The organism is Oceaniradius stylonematis (genome assembly GCF_965223445.1).
GTDB lineage: Bacteria > Pseudomonadota > Alphaproteobacteria > Rhizobiales > Rhizobiaceae > Roseitalea > Roseitalea stylonematis.
Window position 1 is genome coordinate 1,948,016 of the sequence record NZ_OZ244994.1, and the last position, 15,809, is coordinate 1,963,824.

Annotated in this window: 17 protein-coding genes; 10 read left to right on the forward strand and 7 right to left on the reverse strand. The window is 64.9% G+C overall.

Annotation, left to right across the window (positions count from 1 at the left end; genetic code table 11):
• Positions 1-8 precede the first annotated feature (8 nt).
• The gene (locus tag ACOQOU_RS09580) at positions 9-338 is read right to left on the reverse strand and encodes a hypothetical protein (protein ID WP_109768938.1); all 330 of its coding nucleotides are present in this window, start codon (positions 336-338) and stop codon (positions 9-11) included.
• Positions 339-386: 48 nt separating this feature from the next.
• On the reverse strand, positions 387-959 hold the full coding sequence (locus ACOQOU_RS09585; RefSeq protein ID WP_375566368.1) for a sigma-70 family RNA polymerase sigma factor: 573 nt from the start codon (positions 957-959) through the stop codon (positions 387-389).
• A 341-nt stretch (positions 960-1,300) separates the two neighbouring features.
• On the opposite strand from ACOQOU_RS09585, the gene ACOQOU_RS09590 reads away from it, so the two are divergent.
• Positions 1,301-1,816, forward strand: a complete 516-nt coding sequence (locus ACOQOU_RS09590; protein ID WP_196780279.1) for an invasion associated locus B family protein — start codon at positions 1,301-1,303, stop codon at positions 1,814-1,816.
• Between the two features lie 117 nt (positions 1,817-1,933).
• Entirely contained in the window at positions 1,934-3,169 is a 1,236-nt protein-coding gene (gene rlmN, locus ACOQOU_RS09595) for a 23S rRNA (adenine(2503)-C(2))-methyltransferase RlmN (protein WP_306026049.1), read from the forward strand.
• A 7-nt stretch (positions 3,170-3,176) separates the two neighbouring features.
• On the opposite strand, the gene ACOQOU_RS09600 is transcribed toward rlmN, so the two are convergent.
• On the reverse strand, positions 3,177-4,262 hold the full coding sequence (locus ACOQOU_RS09600) for a TraB/GumN family protein (RefSeq protein WP_306026048.1): 1,086 nt from the start codon (positions 4,260-4,262) through the stop codon (positions 3,177-3,179).
• Between the two features lie 72 nt (positions 4,263-4,334).
• Positions 4,335-5,273, reverse strand: coding sequence for a tyrosine recombinase XerC (locus tag ACOQOU_RS09605; protein ID WP_306026047.1), 939 nt, complete (start codon positions 5,271-5,273; stop codon positions 4,335-4,337).
• A 95-nt stretch (positions 5,274-5,368) separates the two neighbouring features.
• On the opposite strand from ACOQOU_RS09605, the gene rimM reads away from it, so the two are divergent.
• The 4 genes from rimM (at position 5,369) to ACOQOU_RS09625 (ending at position 8,356) form a co-directional block, all read left to right on the forward strand.
• A complete protein-coding gene (rimM, locus tag ACOQOU_RS09610; RefSeq protein ID WP_306026046.1) occupies positions 5,369-5,914 on the forward strand; it encodes a ribosome maturation factor RimM in 546 nt (181 codons plus the stop codon).
• Positions 5,911-6,624, forward strand: coding sequence for a tRNA (guanosine(37)-N1)-methyltransferase TrmD (gene trmD, locus ACOQOU_RS09615; protein ID WP_306026045.1), 714 nt, complete (start codon positions 5,911-5,913; stop codon positions 6,622-6,624). Before rimM ends, trmD begins: the two co-directional genes overlap by 4 nt.
• A gap of 193 nt (positions 6,625-6,817) precedes the next feature.
• Complete coding sequence (gene rplS, locus ACOQOU_RS09620) at positions 6,818-7,363, forward strand: 50S ribosomal protein L19 (RefSeq protein WP_109768942.1); 546 nt, start codon at positions 6,818-6,820, stop codon at positions 7,361-7,363.
• Positions 7,364-7,549: 186 nt separating this feature from the next.
• A complete protein-coding gene (locus tag ACOQOU_RS09625) occupies positions 7,550-8,356 on the forward strand; it encodes a transporter substrate-binding domain-containing protein (protein ID WP_306026044.1) in 807 nt (268 codons plus the stop codon).
• A gap of 87 nt (positions 8,357-8,443) precedes the next feature.
• Here ACOQOU_RS09625 and ACOQOU_RS09630 read toward each other — a convergent pair whose 3' ends face one another.
• Entirely contained in the window at positions 8,444-8,647 is a 204-nt protein-coding gene (locus ACOQOU_RS09630) for a hypothetical protein (protein ID WP_147393280.1), read from the reverse strand.
• A gap of 59 nt (positions 8,648-8,706) precedes the next feature.
• Between ACOQOU_RS09630 and ACOQOU_RS09635 the strand changes: the two genes are divergently transcribed.
• Positions 8,707-9,534 carry an amino acid ABC transporter permease gene (locus tag ACOQOU_RS09635; RefSeq protein ID WP_109768945.1) on the forward strand — a complete coding sequence of 276 codons (828 nt, stop codon included), beginning with the start codon at positions 8,707-8,709 and terminating at the stop codon, positions 9,532-9,534.
• On the opposite strand, the gene ACOQOU_RS09640 is transcribed toward ACOQOU_RS09635, so the two are convergent.
• On the reverse strand, positions 9,531-10,427 hold the full coding sequence (locus tag ACOQOU_RS09640; RefSeq protein ID WP_306026043.1) for a DMT family transporter: 897 nt from the start codon (positions 10,425-10,427) through the stop codon (positions 9,531-9,533). The genes ACOQOU_RS09635 and ACOQOU_RS09640 overlap by 4 nt on opposite strands.
• Before the next feature lie 171 nt (positions 10,428-10,598).
• Between ACOQOU_RS09640 and bchE the strand changes: the two genes are divergently transcribed.
• From bchE to leuC, 3 genes are all read left to right on the forward strand, one after another.
• Positions 10,599-12,305 carry a magnesium-protoporphyrin IX monomethyl ester anaerobic oxidative cyclase gene (gene bchE / locus ACOQOU_RS09645; protein WP_306026042.1) on the forward strand — a complete coding sequence of 569 codons (1,707 nt, stop codon included), beginning with the start codon at positions 10,599-10,601 and terminating at the stop codon, positions 12,303-12,305.
• Between the two features lie 33 nt (positions 12,306-12,338).
• Positions 12,339-12,974, forward strand: coding sequence for a bacteriochlorophyll 4-vinyl reductase (gene bchJ, locus ACOQOU_RS09650; protein WP_306026041.1), 636 nt, complete (start codon positions 12,339-12,341; stop codon positions 12,972-12,974).
• A 126-nt stretch (positions 12,975-13,100) separates the two neighbouring features.
• Positions 13,101-14,513, forward strand: coding sequence for a 3-isopropylmalate dehydratase large subunit (gene leuC / locus ACOQOU_RS09655; RefSeq protein ID WP_109768949.1), 1,413 nt, complete (start codon positions 13,101-13,103; stop codon positions 14,511-14,513).
• Between the two features lie 31 nt (positions 14,514-14,544).
• On the opposite strand, the gene apbC is transcribed toward leuC, so the two are convergent.
• On the reverse strand, positions 14,545-15,693 hold the full coding sequence (apbC, locus tag ACOQOU_RS09660; protein ID WP_306026040.1) for an iron-sulfur cluster carrier protein ApbC: 1,149 nt from the start codon (positions 15,691-15,693) through the stop codon (positions 14,545-14,547).
• Positions 15,694-15,809 lie beyond the last annotated feature (116 nt).

Below are 15,809 nucleotides of genomic sequence, written 5' to 3' on the forward strand. Positions count from 1 at the left end.
AACGTCGCTCAGCGACGGCAATCCGTTGGCGCCTGGCCGCTGGCGAACCAGCTTGCCGTCCGGCCGGCGAACACCAGCGCATAGCCCGTCTTGGCATAGCGTTCGCGCTGTCCGGGCGGATCGGGCGGCAGGCTGACGGTGACGCCGCGGCTGTCCGTGATATCGAGCCCGGAGCCGGTGCGCGCAATCGTCAGCCGCACACCGCCGGTGCAGCTCCAGCTGGCGAGACGGGGTTGGGCGCTTTGGCTCAAGCCGACATCGCCGCCGGTCGAGCATGCGGCGAGAAGCGCCGAGGAACAGGCGACGGAAACGGCAAGGCAAACGCGAATCGAAACCATCGCCGATGCTTACGCCAGAGATTTGGGAGGGGCAAGCAAGAGGAGCGCTCAGAAATCGGTGTCGACCTGTTCGTCCTTTTCCAGCGCCCGCCGCAGCCGTCCGAAGGCGAGTCGGATGCGAGACTTGACGGTGCCGAGGGGCAGTCCGGTCTCGTCGGCGATCCGGCTGTGCGAATAGCCCAGAAAGAATGCCATGCGGATCAGCCCCACCTGCTCCTCCGGCAGGCCCGCCAGTGCATCGCGCACGCGCGCATCGCGCTGTTCGCCATCCATCATAGCATCGGGAAGCGGTGATTCGGCCGGCCGCAGCATCGGTTCGTCCGGATCGAGAAGCCCGGACTTGTCCCGCCGCAACGCGTCGATGCGCCGGTTGCGGGCAACGCGGAAGAGCCAGGTCGACAGCGACGATTTGGTCGGATCGAACAGGTTGGCCTTGTGCCACAGCACGATCATCACTTCCTGGGCGATGTCCTCGGCGGCGCTGTCCTCGAGGCCCAGACGGCGCAGATAGGCCTTGATGCGCGGCGCGAAGAAATCGAACAGTTCGGCGAAGGCGGTCTTGTCGCGGTCGCTGGCCACGCGCGCGGCCAGCGCAGCGAAGTGTTTGTGCTGTTCGCTCATCAAACAGTCTCTGGTTCCGGACAAGGGCGCCATGCGCGCTGTGAAGGGCCCGTCAGCCCGACCATTTGCGCCGATCGGGCGACATTCGCCCAATTTGCCGAACAAAGTCAAACTGTTGCCGTTTTCCTCGGCGACAGGCATTCGTCAAGGCCGATAGGCGGGCACCAAGACGTCCGGATGGCGCTTCGAAGCGATGCCGTGACATGGTCGGCACGAAGGTCGAAAGCCGGTCCCGTTCATGGTTTGGTAACCATCTTTTTCCAAGGTGGAAGCCATGGGCGAACGGCACAAATCCGGGCGCTGACACGCTTATGCGGCCCCTTTTGAACTTGGTAGGAACAATGCTTCACGGAAAACGAGTTTTGGCGGCAGCGGTTGCGGTGGGCGCGCTGATGACCGGCAGCGTTGCCGCGCAGGCGCAGACGCCGCAGCGCATCGGACAGTTCAACGACTGGGGTGCCATCAGCTATCAGTCCGGCGGCGCCAAGGTCTGCTATGTGGTTTCGGTACCGCTGACCAAGCAGCCCTCGAACGTCAATCACGGGGATAATTTCTTCGTCGTCACCCAGCGGGGCGGCCAGAACGTGACATTCGAGCCGCAGTTCATCGCCGGGTACACGCTCCAGGAAAACTCGAAAGTCACGGTGACCGTGGACGGCGCGCCCTTCTCCTTCTTCTCCAAGGACAACACCGCCTGGACCGAGAACGCAGCACAGGATCCCGCGCTGGTTGCCGCCATGCGGGCCGGCTCGCGCATGGTGGTTCAGGCCACCTCGAGACGCGGCACAAACACCACCTACGAGTATTCGCTGTCGGGCGTGACCGCGGCGTTGAACGCGATCCAGAACTGCCAGTAGCGCCGCTCTGCACCGTCCCGTTCCGCAATGGCCGGGCCTTCGGGTCCGGCTTTTTCTTGCGCTTTGCCCCCCTATGGCACATATGCGGGCTTCACTGACGCAATCCGGTCCGAAGCCATGGCCGTCACACTGGACATACGCGACAATGCGACGCGCGCGCAGCTTTCCGCCGCGCAGGCGAGCCGCATTGATGACCGACCGTCGCTAATCGGGCTGACGCGGGCAAAGCTTGGTGACGCATTGCGGGACGCGGGCGTGCCCGACCGGCAGATCAGGATGCGCGTGCAGCAGCTCTGGCACTGGCTTTATGTGCGCGGCGTCGACGATTTCGCCACCATGAGCAATGTCTCCAAGGACCTCAAGGCGACGCTCGCGGAGCGCTTCACCATCGCCGGTCCCGAGATCGTCGAAGAGCAGATTTCAGCCGACGGCACGCGAAAATGGCTGCTGCGGTTTCCGCCGCGTGGAGCCGGCAAACCGGTCGAGATCGAGACTGTCTATATCCCCGAGGAAGGGCGCGGCACGCTGTGCGTCTCCAGCCAGGTCGGCTGTACGCTGACATGCACATTCTGCCACACCGGAACGCAGACGCTTGTCCGCAACCTGACCGCCGGCGAGATCGTCGCGCAGGTCATGCTCGCCCGCCAGCGCCTTGGCGACTTCCCCGACGCCGGCACGCCGGCCGGCGCGATCGTGCCGTCCGAAGGCCGCAAGGTCTCCAACATCGTCATGATGGGCATGGGCGAGCCGCTCTACAATTACGAGCATGTGCGCGATGCGATGCAGGTCTTCACCGACGGCGACGGGCTGTCGCTGTCCAAGCGCCGCGTGACGCTGTCGACCTCGGGCGTCGTGCCGAAGATCGGGCCGATCGGCGAGGAAACCGGCGCCATGCTGGCCATCTCGCTGCATGCGGTCACCGACGAGTTGCGCGACGTGCTGGTGCCGATCAACAAGAAGTACCCGATCGCCGACCTATTGGCTGCCTGCCGCGCCTATCCGGGCCTGTCGAACGCGCGCCGCATCACGTTCGAATATGTCATGCTCAAGGGCGTCAACGATTCTCTCGCCGACGCCAAGGAACTGGTGCGGCTGCTCAAGGGCATTCCAGCCAAGATCAATCTGATTCCGTTCAACAAATGGCCCGGCTCGGACCATGAATGTTCGGACTGGGAGCAGATCGAGAAGTTCGCCGACTTCATCAACGCCAACGGCTACGCCTCACCGATCCGCACGCCGCGCGGGCAGGACATTCTCGCCGCTTGCGGGCAGCTCAAATCGGAGTCCGAACGGATGAAGAAGACCGAGCGCCTGGCCTATGAAGCGATGATGATCGCCGGTCACGGCGAATGACTTTGCTTCACCGGTAAACCGGCGTCACCGTGAAGCCCGCGTCCTCATAAAGCTTGGCCAGACCCTCTTCGCCCGGAAGGTGCAAGGCACCGACCGCGATGAAGGCTCCGCCCGCTTCCAAAATGGGAAGCGAGCGTTCGGCCATGGTGCGGTTGCGTGCCGTCACCATGGTCTGCTCGAACGCGGCATAGCCGCCATCGTCGCTGACCGCCTCGGGCGTGAAGACCCGCAAAACGGGCCAGACCAGCCCTGTTTTCCCGTCGTCATAAAGCGCGATCATCGTCTCGATCACATCGTCGATGCGGTCGCCGAGCGCGATCGTTTCGACCAGGCCGCGCACATGAAAGGCCATCGGCAGCGAGGCCATCGCTTCGAGCTGTTCAACGATGGTTTCGAGCCCGACCAAATCCTTGCCGGCCGCTTTGGCGCGTTTGGCCAGAGCGATGTCGAGGATCGGCTGGCCGGCCTGCTTGCGCGCCATTTCGCATTCGGGCAGCGCCACCATGGCAGCAACCAGCCAGGGTTTCATCCGGTCGACCAGCGCCAGTTGCAGCCCGCGGCTTGCCAGGCCTTCGCGCAGCACGGCTTCGTCGCCGGCATCGAGAAAGTCGCTGATCCGCTCATCGGTGGTGAACATGGTCAGTTCCGGCCGTGCCAGCAGCGCCATCTGCGACTTGGCCGGATCGAGAATCTCGGTCGTTTCGATGACGACGATGTCTGATGCCTCGAAAGCGTCCTGCGCAAAGGCCGGCAGTTCGGTGACGCGCGGATCGGTCATGTGCATCGTGCCGAACAGGTGGGACGGCGCGACACCGTCCTTTTCGATCCGGAACAGGATCGCATCGCCATTGAGTGTCTCGGCGCCCTCCGCCAGAACCGCGCGATACGCGTCAGGGTTGGTCTCGGCCATCTGGTCAAGCAGATTGACACCCGTGCAGGCGGCCAAGTCGCCTTCCTGAGCGCGCGCGCCGACCGACATGATCGTCAACAGCAGGAGAGCAGCGAACGCGATGTTGATCGCAGCGATCAGTTTCAGCGCGGGACCGCTCAGCCTGTCGGCGAGCGTTGCGGCATGGGGAGCAAGGTTTTCCATGACCGCCAGACTAGCCGGCAGTGACGACGTTTCGGTTAAACGCCATTGTTAACGGCTGGCGAACACTGGCCATCAGGCGCGGGGATGGGCCGCCCGCCACGCTTCGAGCAGGCGCTCAGCGTCGACGCCCGTGTAAACTTGCGTGGTCGACAGGCTGGCATGGCCCAGCAACTCCTGAATGGTGCGCAGATCGCCCCCAGACCCCAGAAGGTGGGTTGCAAAGGAGTGGCGCAGCGCGTGCGGCGTCGCCGTGTCGGGCAGGCCGAGCGCCCCGCGAAGGCGTCGCATGTCCCGTTGCAGGACGGCAGGTTGCAGCGCACCGCCGCGTGCACCCCGGAACAGGGGCGTGCCGGCCGAAAGATCGTAGGGGCAGAGGTCGCGGTACGCATCGACCGCCTCGAAGACGACGGGCAGCAGCGGAACCATGCGCGTCTTGCCGCCCTTGCCGGTTACCGCGATCGAGCGGGCCGAAGGATCGCGCAGATCGCCGCCATCGAGCGCCAGTGCCTCGCCGATCCGCAGCCCGCAGCCATAAAGCAGTGTCAGCACGGCCGCGTTCCGGGCGCGAATCCATGGCTGGTCATTGAGCTGTTCGTCTGCGTCGACAGTGCGCACCGCATCGCCCGCCGTCAGCGGCTTGGGGAGCGACTTGGGCTGCCGTGGCGCGCGCATCGCGGTGGCCGCCGCCGCGTTCGCCAGACCCTCTTTTTCGAGATGCCGAAGGAAAGAGCGCACCGCCGCCAGGTTCCGGCCCAGCGACCGCGTGCCCACGCCCTGCGCCCGCCGACGGGTCAGGAATGCGCGCAGATCCATCGGCTTGAGGTCCGCCACCTGTTTGAGGCCAGGTGCGCCGCCCTGATGATCGGCCAGAAAATGCAGGAACTGCCGCGTGTCGCGTTCATAGGCCTCGACCGTGTTGGCCGCCAGCCGCCGTTCGCCTGCAAGCTTGTCCAACCATGCCTTGCGCGCGGCGATCAGGTCCGGTCGTGCAGGCAGAAGCGCTTGGTTCATAGACACAGTCTAGGCCGGCCCGGTTACCGCTTGCTTGACGGCATGCAGCCGGCCGGGCGCTTGGCGCGCAGCACAAAAGCGACTATCGCAAACCCATGAGCACGAAACCGGCCAACCCCGTCCTGATGGGCGTGATCGGCGCGCCCCATGGGGTGCGCGGCGAGGTGCGCGTCAAATCCCATACCGGTGATCCCCTGGCGCTCGGCGACTATGGCCCGCTGTTCAGCAAGGATGGCGCCATGTTCACCGTGGCCGACATCCGGCCGGCCAAGACGGTGGTCGTCGTCCGCTTCAGGCAGGTCGATGGCCGCGAGGCGGCCGAGGCGCTCAATGGAACCGAGCTATTTGTCGACCGGTCGCAGCTGCCCGATGGCGAACTGGAAGACGACGAGTTCTTCATCGACGATCTGGTCGGGCTGGAGGCGATCGGCGCGGACGGCGCCCGCCTGGGCTCGGTCGTCGCGGTCCACAATTTCGGCGCCGACGACATGATCGAGGTGCGCCCGGCGGACGGCGGCCGCACCGAACTCTATCCGTTCACGCGAGCCATCGTGCCGGAGATCGACATGGGCGCCGGGCGCCTGACGCTGGTCCCGCCGGGCGAAATCATTGCCCGGCCCGAAGAGGACGAAGCGTCATGAGTTTCAAGGCATCAGTCCTGACGCTCTATCCGGACATGTTTCCCGGCACGCTGGGCCAGGCGCTGGCCGGCAAGGCGCTCGCGTCGGGGGCCTGGTCGCTCGACGTCACGCAGATCCGCCAGTTCGCCACCGACAGACACCGCAGCGTCGACGACACGCCCGCGGGCGGCGGCGCCGGCATGGTCCTGCGGCCCGACATTCTCGCCAAGGCCATCGATCACGTGTCGTCGACAGAAGACAGACGCCCGCGCCTCCTGATGAGCCCGCGCGGCACGCCGCTGACCCAGGCCATGGTGCGCGATCTCGCCACCGGGCCCGGCGCCGTCATCGTCTGCGGTCGGTTCGAGGGCGTCGACGAGCGGGTGATCGAGGCGCGGCAACTTACCGAGGTGTCAATCGGGGACTATGTGCTCTCGGGCGGCGAAATCGCGGCGCAGGTGCTGCTCGACGCGGTTGTTCGACTGCTGCCCGGCGTGATGGGCAATGCCGCGTCCGGTGAGACGGAGAGCTTCGAAGCCGCGCTGCTCGAACATCCGCACTACACCAGACCGACCGAGTGGGAAGGCCGGACGATTCCCGATGTGCTGACATCGGGCAACCATGCCAGAATTGATGCATGGCGGCGCGAACGAGCCGAAGCGCTGACCAAGGCGCGCCGCCCCGACCTCTGGCAAGCGCAGGCGCGCAAAAAACCGACGGCGGACAGGTGACAAAACCGCTGGCTTCCTGTATGAGCGCGCGGAATTTCGGACAAACCGAAGTCTTTACAGCAACTACGGGCATGACCACCGCTCCGGTCCGGGACCAAATCCGGGCCAGGCTGCACGATGAGACCGCATCGACGGCGATTGTGCACCCCAGCGAGCGCTCTGGCGGTTCAAAAGAACAAGAAGGACAGTCGAGATGGACATCATCCGTCAGCTCGAGGCCGAGCAGGCCGCCAAAATCAGCGAAAAGCGCACCTTTCCCGATTTCTCGCCCGGCGACACCGTGCGCGTTCAGGTCCGCGTGACCGAAGGCAAGCGCACGCGTCTTCAGGCCTATGAGGGCGTGTGCATCGCGCGCGCCGGTTCGGGCCTCAACGAGAACTTCACCGTCCGCAAGATTTCCTATGGCGAAGGCGTCGAGCGTGTCTTCCCGCTGTTCTCGCCGCTGGTCGAGGCCGTTGAGGTCGTCCGCCGCGGCAAGGTCCGCCGCGCCAAGCTCTATTACATGCGCGGCCTGCGCGGCAAAAAGGCCCGCATCGCCGAGAACACCGGCGCCCGCGCCCGCAAGCTGAACGAGGCCGAGCGTCAGGCGCTGGCCGAAGAACGCGCCCGCATCGAGGCTGAAAAGGTTGCCGCCGCCCAGGCCCTCGCCGCCGAAAAGGCCGCAGAGGAAGCAGCCGAAGCCGCAAAGGCGGCCGAGGCGGAAGCAGCGGCAGCCGCTGAGGCGGAAACCAAAGAATAAGGCGGCAGCCGACGGCATAACCGCGCAAGCGGGGGACGACGCGAAGGCGGGCCGGAAGGTCCGCCTTTTCGTTTGCGGCACCGCACAAGACGCCCTTGCCTGCCATCCGTTTCCGGGCCACTGTCGGCCTTTGCTCGTCCGCCTCCGGGGACGGGGCACCTCACAATGCGACAGGGAGTAAGTGCGATGTTCACACGGCGATGGGTAATCACGGCAGCGGCCGCATCGGTTATGGCGGCCGGCGCGGCAAGCGGTGCGATGGCCATGGATCTGCCCGATCTGGAAGGCCGCACGATCACGGTGGTGACCGAGAATGCCTATCCGCCGCTGCAGTTTCTCGATCCGTCGACCGGCGAGCAGATCGGCTGGGAATATGACGCGATGGAAGAGATCGGCAAGCGGCTGAACGCGACGATCGAATATCAGAATATCTCCTGGGACGCGATGATCCAGGCGGTGTCCGACGGCCAGTATGATGTCGGCATGACAGGCATCACCATTCGCGAGGACCGGATGGAGAAGGTCGACTTCTCCGACAAATACATGACCAGCCAGATGTTCATGCTGGTGCGCGGCGACGAGGAGCGTTTTGCCGATGCGCCGAGCTTTGCGGCCTTTGAAGACGGTCTTGTGGGCGCACAGCCGGGAACGACGCCCTTCTACGTGGCAGTCTACGACATGCTCGACGGCGACGAGGCCAATCCGCGCATCAAGCTGTTCGAAACGTTCGGCGCCTCGGTCCAGGCGCTGCGCACCGGCGATGTCGATGTCGTCCTGACCGACGGCACCGCCGGCGAGGGCTACGTCAAGGCCTCGGACGGCGCGCTTAAGCTGGTCGGCGAACCGCTCGGCACCGAGGATTTCGGCTTCATCTTCCCCAAAGGCTCCAATCTGGTCGAGCCAATCAACGCCGCCATCGCCTCGATGGAAGCGGACGGCACGCTGGACGCGCTGAACACCAAATGGTTTCTGGAGTACTCGCTGGGCCAGTAGGGCATTGGGGCTTCTCTGACGCCCTTTTCATGTCTTTCCGGCATGCGCATCCGGCGCATGCCGGCACTGGCTCATGCGACCCGGTGGTCAACCGGTCACAGTGCGGACATAGGTCACCAGGACAAATGCGATCGCCAGCGCCAGCGTGATCGTGACCAGCGATGAAAAGGTCGGCTCGTTGCGTGCCATGCGCTTGACATGGTCCCAATGCCATCGCGGCGAAAAGACCTTCGCGCCGTAGAACAGGTAAAAGATGCCGAACGCGATGATGACCCAAACGATCCTGGACACGTCGTTTTCCTCCGCCCACAACGGCCCTCTATGAAATCCCGGAGCCGCTGGCAAATCCGATGACCGCCCTGCCGCCCGAACCCTCGCAAGACGCGCCCGACGACGACTTTCCATGGTGGCTGCTGGCACTGGCCGTCATCGGCGTCGGCCTTGCAATCCTGATCGCGACCAACGACCTTTACACCCAGGTCTTCCGCACCGTCTCGCGCGGCGTGCAGATCACGGTCTTCGTCACGCTGGTCGGCTTTGCCATGGCCAGCATTCTCGGCCTGCTTCTGGCGCTGATGGCGCTGTCGAATTCGCTCGTCCTCAGGCAGATCGCACGCTTTTACGTCGAAGTTATTCGCGGCATCCCGATCATCGTCCTGCTCTTCTACATCGCCTTTGTCGGCGCGCCGGCGCTGGTCTGGCTGATCAATGGCGTCACCTGGCCGCTGCAGCAACTGGGATGGATTGAGCCGCTTCTGGTGCGCGACATCTCGCTCCTGTGGCGGGCAATCCTGGCGCTGATGATCGGCTATTCGGCGTTCATCGCCGAAGTCTTCCGCGCCGGCATACTCGCCGTCGACAAGGGCCAGATCGAGGCGGCCGAGGCGCTGGGACTGTCACCCTTCCAACGGTTCCGCTTCGTCGTCTTCCCGCAGGCGATCCGCACCATCCTGCCGCCGCTCGGCAACGACTTCGTCGCCATGGTCAAGGATTCCTCGCTCGTCTCCGTGCTCGGCGTCGCCGACATCACCCAGATGGGCAAGGTCTACGCGTCCGGCTCGTTCCGCTTCTTCGAGACCTATTCGATCGTCGCCTACATCTACCTGATCCTGACCATCGGCCTGTCGCTGGCCCTGCGGCAGCTCGAAAAGCGGTTGCGAAAGAGCCAGCATCGCTAACCCGCAAAGATCAGCGCGCTGCCGACGACGACGAGCGCCGCGCCGATCCACGCGCCGGCCGCCGGCATCTCTCGCGTCCGCCACCACAGAAGCGGCAGCATGATCGCCGGCGTCGTCGCCGAAAGGGTCGTGACGATCCCCACTTCGCCGCCCGACAGGGCAAACAGCAGAAACGTCATGCCGAGCGCCATCGCCAGAAAACCGGACAGCGCGGTGTAGCCGGCAATGCTCCAGGTCAGCGGCTTGGCCTGGCCGACCATCCGAGCAGGCGCCTGCATCAGCACGGTCAGGCACAGCGCGGCCACGCCGATCCGCACCGCCGATGCCGCGGCGGGATAGACCATGCCCGTTTCCATGACGGGACGCGCGATGAGCGCACCGACCGATTGGCACAGCGCCGCCGCAAGGCCGAGCGCGATGCCGACCCACAGCGGCCCGGTCACGCTTTCCCATTGATGAAGCTGATCCTTGCGCTTGCCGAAGACGATGGCGAGCACCACGCCGGTCATGGCGATCGCGATGCCGGCCAAGGTAACCACAGACAGCGCTTCGCCCAGAACAATCCAGCCCAGCACGACGGACATCGGCGCATTCATCGAAAACAGGATGCCCGTTCGCCGCGGTCCAAGCCTGTTCATGGTCAGAAACAGCGCCGTGTCGCCCAGAAAGATGCCGATGAGCCCCGACCAGACCAGCGGCCAGAGCACCTCGCCCGACAGCGTGCTCCAGGTGCCCGCCGCCGTCACCCACACCGCCAGCATGGCGAACACCATCGCCATGCGCAGCCGGTTGAAGGCGATGGCGCCCAGGTGCCTGGCCGGGGCCACCGAGACGAGCCCGGTCAGCGCCCATACGGCGGCGGCCGCCAGCGCGGCGATCTCATGAATGAACATCGTTGAAGCGCTCAATACAAAGACGCCGCGCGATGCGCTCGAACGCCCGGCCGGTCAAGCTGAGAATTGAACCGATTGCACCCGCCGGCCAAATGCGTTGACGTTGACTTATGTCAATTCAGGTTGACAGTTCGGGCGTACGCTTCCCCGCAAAACGCAGGGAGGCCCGCCATGCATGTCGTACTCGTTCATCCGAACTACCACTCGGGCGGGGCGGAAATCGCCGGCAACTGGCCGCCGGCTTGGGTCGCCTATCTGGCTGGATCGCTGAAAAGGGCCGGCTTCGACAAGGTCACCTTCATCGATGCCATGACCAACGAGATCGACGATGTCGATCTTGGCAAGAAGCTCGCCGACCTGCAGCCGGACATTGTCGGCACCACCGCCATCACCCCCTCCATCTATGTCGCCGAGAACGTGCTGAAGATCGCCCAGCAGGTCTGCCCCAAGGCCGTCCGCGTCCTGGGCGGCGTGCATGCGACGTTCATGTACAAGCAGGTCCTGTCCGAAGCGCCATGGATCGACGTCATCGTGCGCGGCGAGGGCGAGGAGATCTTCGCCGAGTTCGTCACCGCCGTTGCCGAAGGGCGCTGGCCCGCCGAGCGGGACACGATCAAGGGCCTGGCGTTCCGCGACGGCGAGCAGATCGTCGCCACCCCGGCCGCGCCAACGGTGAAAAATCTCGATGCGATCGAACCGGATTGGTCGCTGCTCGAATGGGACAAATACATCTACGTGCCGCTCGGCGTGAAGGTGGCGATCCCCAACATGGCGCGCGGCTGCCCGTTCACCTGCTCGTTCTGCTCGCAATGGAAATTCTGGCGCGACTATCGCGTCCGCGACCCGAAGGCCGTGGTCGACGAGATCGAAACGCTGGTCAACGATCACGGCGTCGGCTTCTTCATCCTCGCCGACGAGGAGCCGACCATCAACCGCAAGAAGTTCATCGAGTTCTGCGAAGAGCTGATCGCGCGCGGGCTGCCGCAGAAGATCAAATGGGGCATCAACACGCGCGTCACCGACATTCTGCGCGACGAGGAACTGCTGCCGCTCTACCGCAAGGCGGGTCTCGTGCACGTCTCGCTCGGCACCGAAGCGGCGGCGCAGATGAAGCTCGACCAGTTCAACAAGGAAACCAAGGTCGCCGACAACAAGCGGGCAATCAAGCTGTTGCGCGACGCCGACATCTTCACCGAGGCGCAATTCATTGTCGGCCTCGACAATGAGACGGCCGAGACGCTGGAGGAAACCTACAAAATGGCCTGGGACTGGCAGCCCGATCTTGCCAACTGGGCCATGTACACGCCCTGGCCGTTCACGCCCCTGTTCCAGGAACTGGGCGACAAGGTCGAGGTGTTCGACTTCTCAAAGTACAATTTCGTCACGCCGATCATGAAGCCCGAAGCGATGGACCGCGACGAGCTTCTCGACCGTGTAATGAACAATTACCGGCGCTTTTACTCCAAGAAGGCCCTGTTCCACTATCCGTGGCGCGGCACGGGCTTCCGGCGCCGTTATCTGCTCGGTTGCCTCAAGGCGTTTCTGAAGGCCGGCTTCCAGCGCAAATTCTATGACCTCGGCAAGCACAATTATTGGGGCCCGCAGTCCAAGGGCAAGGTCGATTTCCACTTCGACGAGACGCGGACGATCGCCAAGGCGCAGCTCGACGACTGGGCCGCGATCCACGACAAGAAGGTCGCGCTGCAGGAAGCCCGCCGGAAGATCGAAAAGAACGAGGACGGCGTGCCGATGGCCTGCGGCGGCGGCACCGAGCAGATGGAAGACTATTCCGGACTGCCGACATCGACGCGCCGGCCGAGCGCCAAGCGTCCGCCGAGGGTCAAGCTGCCGACCGATGCGCCACCGGCGGCCGAATGACGGCAGCCACGAACCACTGCGAGGAAGTGCGCCGTGACGGTCCTCGATAGCGAAACGGCAAGGCCGTCCGTTCGCCGCGCAACAGTCGATGATGCGCCGCCGACCGTCGGTCCCAACGCAATCATCCAGACGCGAACGGCGCTCGATGCACTGGTGGGCGCCGACAAGCGCCGGGCGATCTTCGACGCAGCGGGCCTGGAACGCTTTGCGGACGAAGATCCCGACGCCATGGTCGAGGCGAGCACCGTCAACGCGCTGAACCGCCAGATCGCCGCTCGCCTGGATGCCGAGACCGCCCATGCCGTAATGAAGCGCGCCGGCGAACTGACAGGCGACTACATCCTCGCCAACCGGATCCCCAAGGCCGCCCAATGGCTTCTCAAACAGCTGCCGGGCAATATTGCGCAGCGCGCCCTGATGGCCGCGATCGCCCGCAACGCCTGGACCTTTGCCGGCAATGCACGCGTCGAACGGGGGGCGGGATTTATCGCCATCCACGACAATCCGATATGTCTTGGCAAGGCCGGCTTTTCGTCGTGCATCTGGCACGCGGCCGTGTTCCGGCGCCTGTTCCAGACCCTCGTCGATCCGGCCATCACGATCCAAGAAACCGAGTGCGTCGGTTGGGGCAGCGAGGTCTGCCGCTTCGAGATCGTGCGGGTTGCCTGACAGCGACGCCCGATTCTCATGCGTGCTGGCGACGGCCGGAAGTCGGCGGCAGCGTCCTTGACGCCCCTTCCCCCGCCGTTGCATATCGGCGCAATACCGCACACTCGCCAATGAGGACACGCCGCCATGGCCGCGCCGCGCACGCTCTACGACAAGATCTGGGACGACCATCTGGTTCACGAGGCCGACGACGGCACGTCGCTGATCTATATCGACCGGCATCTGGTCCATGAGGTAACCAGCCCGCAGGCGTTTGAAGGCCTGCGCATGGCCAACCGCACCGTCCGCCAGCCCGAAAAGACACTGGCCGTGGTCGACCACAATGTGCCGACCTCGCCAGACCGGCATCTGGGCATCAAGAACGAGGAAAGCCGCATCCAGGTCGAGGCGCTGGCCAGGAACGCCGCCGATTTCGGCATCGAATACTATTCCGAGAATGACCGCCGGCAGGGCATCGTCCACATTGTCGGGCCCGAGCAGGGCTTCACCCTGCCGGGCATGACCATCGTCTGCGGCGACAGCCACACCTCGACCCACGGCGCGTTCGGCGCGCTGGCGCACGGCATCGGCACGTCCGAGGTCGAGCACGTTCTGGCCACCCAGACGCTGATCCAGAAGAAGGCGAAGAACATGCTGGTGCGCGTCGATGGCGTCGCGCCCGACGGCGTGACGGCCAAGGACATCATCCTCGCCATCATCGGCCAGATCGGCACCGCCGGCGGCACCGGCCATGTCATCGAATATGCGGGCGATGCGATCCGCGCGCTGTCCATGGAAGGGCGCATGACCGTCTGTAACATGTCGATCGAGGGCGGCGCCCGCGCCGGCATGATCGCGCCCGACGAGACCACCTTCGCCTACATCAAGGACAAGCCCCGCGCACCCACGGGCAAGGCATGGGACATGGCGCTCGCTTACTGGAAAACGCTCCACACCGACGAAGGCGCCCATTTCGACAAGATCGTCACGCTCGACGCCGCAGATCTGCCGCCGATCGTCTCCTGGGGTTCGTCGCCCGAGGATGTCGTCTCGATCGAGGGCAGCGTGCCGGACCCCGACGAGATCGAGGATGCCAACAAGCGCGCCTCCAAATGGCGCGCGCTCGACTATATGGGGCTCAAGCCGGGCACCAGGATCACCGATATCGAGATCGACCGTGCGTTCATCGGCTCATGCACCAATGGCCGCATCGAGGATCTGCGCGAAGTCGCCCGCGTGGTGGAGGGAAAGCGCGTCGCCGAGCGGGTCGATGCGATGATCGTCCCCGGCTCGGGCCTGGTGAAGGCACAGGCCGAGGCCGAAGGGCTCGACGCGATCTTCAAGGCGGCGGGTTTTGACTGGCGCGAGCCGGGCTGCTCCATGTGTCTTGCCATGAACGACGACCGGCTGAAGCCTGAAGAGCGCTGCGCATCGACGTCGAACCGCAATTTCGAGGGCCGGCAGGGCTATAAGGGCCGCACCCATCTCGTCTCGCCGGCCATGGCAGCCGCCGCAGCGATCGCCGGACGGTTTGTCGATATACGCTCGCTGAAAGACTGAACCCCGGCCGGCCGCGTCCGGCGGAACGCGATCACTCGAAAACGATGGCGGGGGCTGGTTTCGCGCCGGCACCGGTCGAGAGCGCCGCCGAAACTCGCTCGGCGATGGCCGTGTAGGCAGCGGCGTGCGGACCGTCCGGTTCGGCCACGGTGATCGGTCTTCCGGCGTCGGAGGTTTCGCGGATCGCCATCACCAGCGGAACCTCGCCCAGAAAGGGGACACCCAGCCGCTGAGCTTCCGCCCTGGCGCCGCCATGGCCGAAGATGTCGTAGCGCGCGCCGGTGTCCGGCGCCACGAAATAGCTCATGTTCTCGATGATGCCGAGAACCGGCACATTGACCTTCTCGAACATTTTCAGGCCCTTGCGCGCGTCGATCAGCGCCAGATCCTGCGGCGTCGAGACGATCACCGCGCCAGACAGCGGAACGTTCTGCGCCATGGTGAGCTGCGCGTCTCCCGTGCCCGGCGGCATGTCGACGACCAGAACGTCGAGATCGCTCCAGGCCACCTCGCGCAGCATTTGCGTGATCGCCGAGACGACCATCGGCCCGCGCCAGATCATTGGCGTCTCTTCCTCGACCAGAAAGCCGATGGACATGGCCTGCAGCCCGAACTGTTCGATCGGCTTGAGAATGCGGCCCTCGAGCTGCTGCGGTTTGGTGTCCTTCAATCCCAAAAGACGCGGCAGCGACGGCCCGTAAATGTCTGCATCCAGAATGCCGGTTTTCAGACCGCAAGCAGCAAGACCGAGCGCCAGATTGATCGCGGTGGTCGACTTGCCGACGCCGCCCTTGCCCGACGCGACGGCGATGATGTGCTTGACCCCGGGGACGCCCGGCTTCGCCCGGTCGGTGACCGGGCGCCGCCCGGCCGATGGCGGCGGTGGCGGCACGTTTCGCGCCTGCGGCTCCGGCCCGCTCTGGCCGCCCTTTTTTTCGGCGGTCAGCGCAACCATCGCCGCCTTGACGCCGGGCAGCGCCGTGACCGCAGCCTGGGCCGCCTCGCGCACCGGCTCCAGCCGCTCTGCATCGGCGGCATCGCAGGTCAGCGAGAAGAAGACCTTCCCGTCGGCGATGAAGATGTCCGACACCATCCCGGCGCCGACCAGATCGCGCCCGTCAGGCAGCATGATCTTGCGCAGCGTTTCGGTGACGATGTCCTGGCTGGGTGCTTGTGCCATTCTTTTCCCCTCGGGCGGGCGGCATACAGATATGCGCCCAACCCATCGATGCCAAGCGGTCGAAGCCTTGAAGGGCGCGGCAGACCGACGCGGATCGTGGCGGGGAGCCGGACAGA

What these genes read in the sequence shown, in the direction of transcription:
- apbC (WP_306026040.1), bottom strand. Translation starts at nt 15,693, where the DNA reads ATGGCACAAGCACCCAGCCAGGACATCGTCACCGAAACGCTGCGCAAG.
- rimM (WP_306026046.1), top strand. Translation starts at nt 5,369, where the DNA reads ATGAGCACGAAACCGGCCAACCCCGTCCTGATGGGCGTGATCGGCGCG.
- ACOQOU_RS09585 (WP_375566368.1), bottom strand. Translation starts at nt 959, where the DNA reads ATGAGCGAACAGCACAAACACTTCGCTGCGCTGGCCGCGCGCGTGGCC.
- rlmN (WP_306026049.1), top strand. Translation starts at nt 1,934, where the DNA reads ATGGCCGTCACACTGGACATACGCGACAATGCGACGCGCGCGCAGCTT.
- ACOQOU_RS09640 (WP_306026043.1), bottom strand. Translation starts at nt 10,427, where the DNA reads ATGTTCATTCATGAGATCGCCGCGCTGGCGGCCGCCGCCGTATGGGCG.
- ACOQOU_RS09635 (WP_109768945.1), top strand. Translation starts at nt 8,707, where the DNA reads ATGACCGCCCTGCCGCCCGAACCCTCGCAAGACGCGCCCGACGACGAC.
- ACOQOU_RS09605 (WP_306026047.1), bottom strand. Translation starts at nt 5,273, where the DNA reads ATGAACCAAGCGCTTCTGCCTGCACGACCGGACCTGATCGCCGCGCGC.
- ACOQOU_RS09590 (WP_196780279.1), top strand. Translation starts at nt 1,301, where the DNA reads ATGCTTCACGGAAAACGAGTTTTGGCGGCAGCGGTTGCGGTGGGCGCG.
- rplS (WP_109768942.1), top strand. Translation starts at nt 6,818, where the DNA reads ATGGACATCATCCGTCAGCTCGAGGCCGAGCAGGCCGCCAAAATCAGC.
- ACOQOU_RS09625 (WP_306026044.1), top strand. Translation starts at nt 7,550, where the DNA reads ATGTTCACACGGCGATGGGTAATCACGGCAGCGGCCGCATCGGTTATG.
- leuC (WP_109768949.1), top strand. Translation starts at nt 13,101, where the DNA reads ATGGCCGCGCCGCGCACGCTCTACGACAAGATCTGGGACGACCATCTG.
- ACOQOU_RS09600 (WP_306026048.1), bottom strand. Translation starts at nt 4,262, where the DNA reads ATGGAAAACCTTGCTCCCCATGCCGCAACGCTCGCCGACAGGCTGAGC.
- trmD (WP_306026045.1), top strand. Translation starts at nt 5,911, where the DNA reads ATGAGTTTCAAGGCATCAGTCCTGACGCTCTATCCGGACATGTTTCCC.
- ACOQOU_RS09580 (WP_109768938.1), bottom strand. Translation starts at nt 338, where the DNA reads ATGGTTTCGATTCGCGTTTGCCTTGCCGTTTCCGTCGCCTGTTCCTCG.
- bchE (WP_306026042.1), top strand. Translation starts at nt 10,599, where the DNA reads ATGCATGTCGTACTCGTTCATCCGAACTACCACTCGGGCGGGGCGGAA.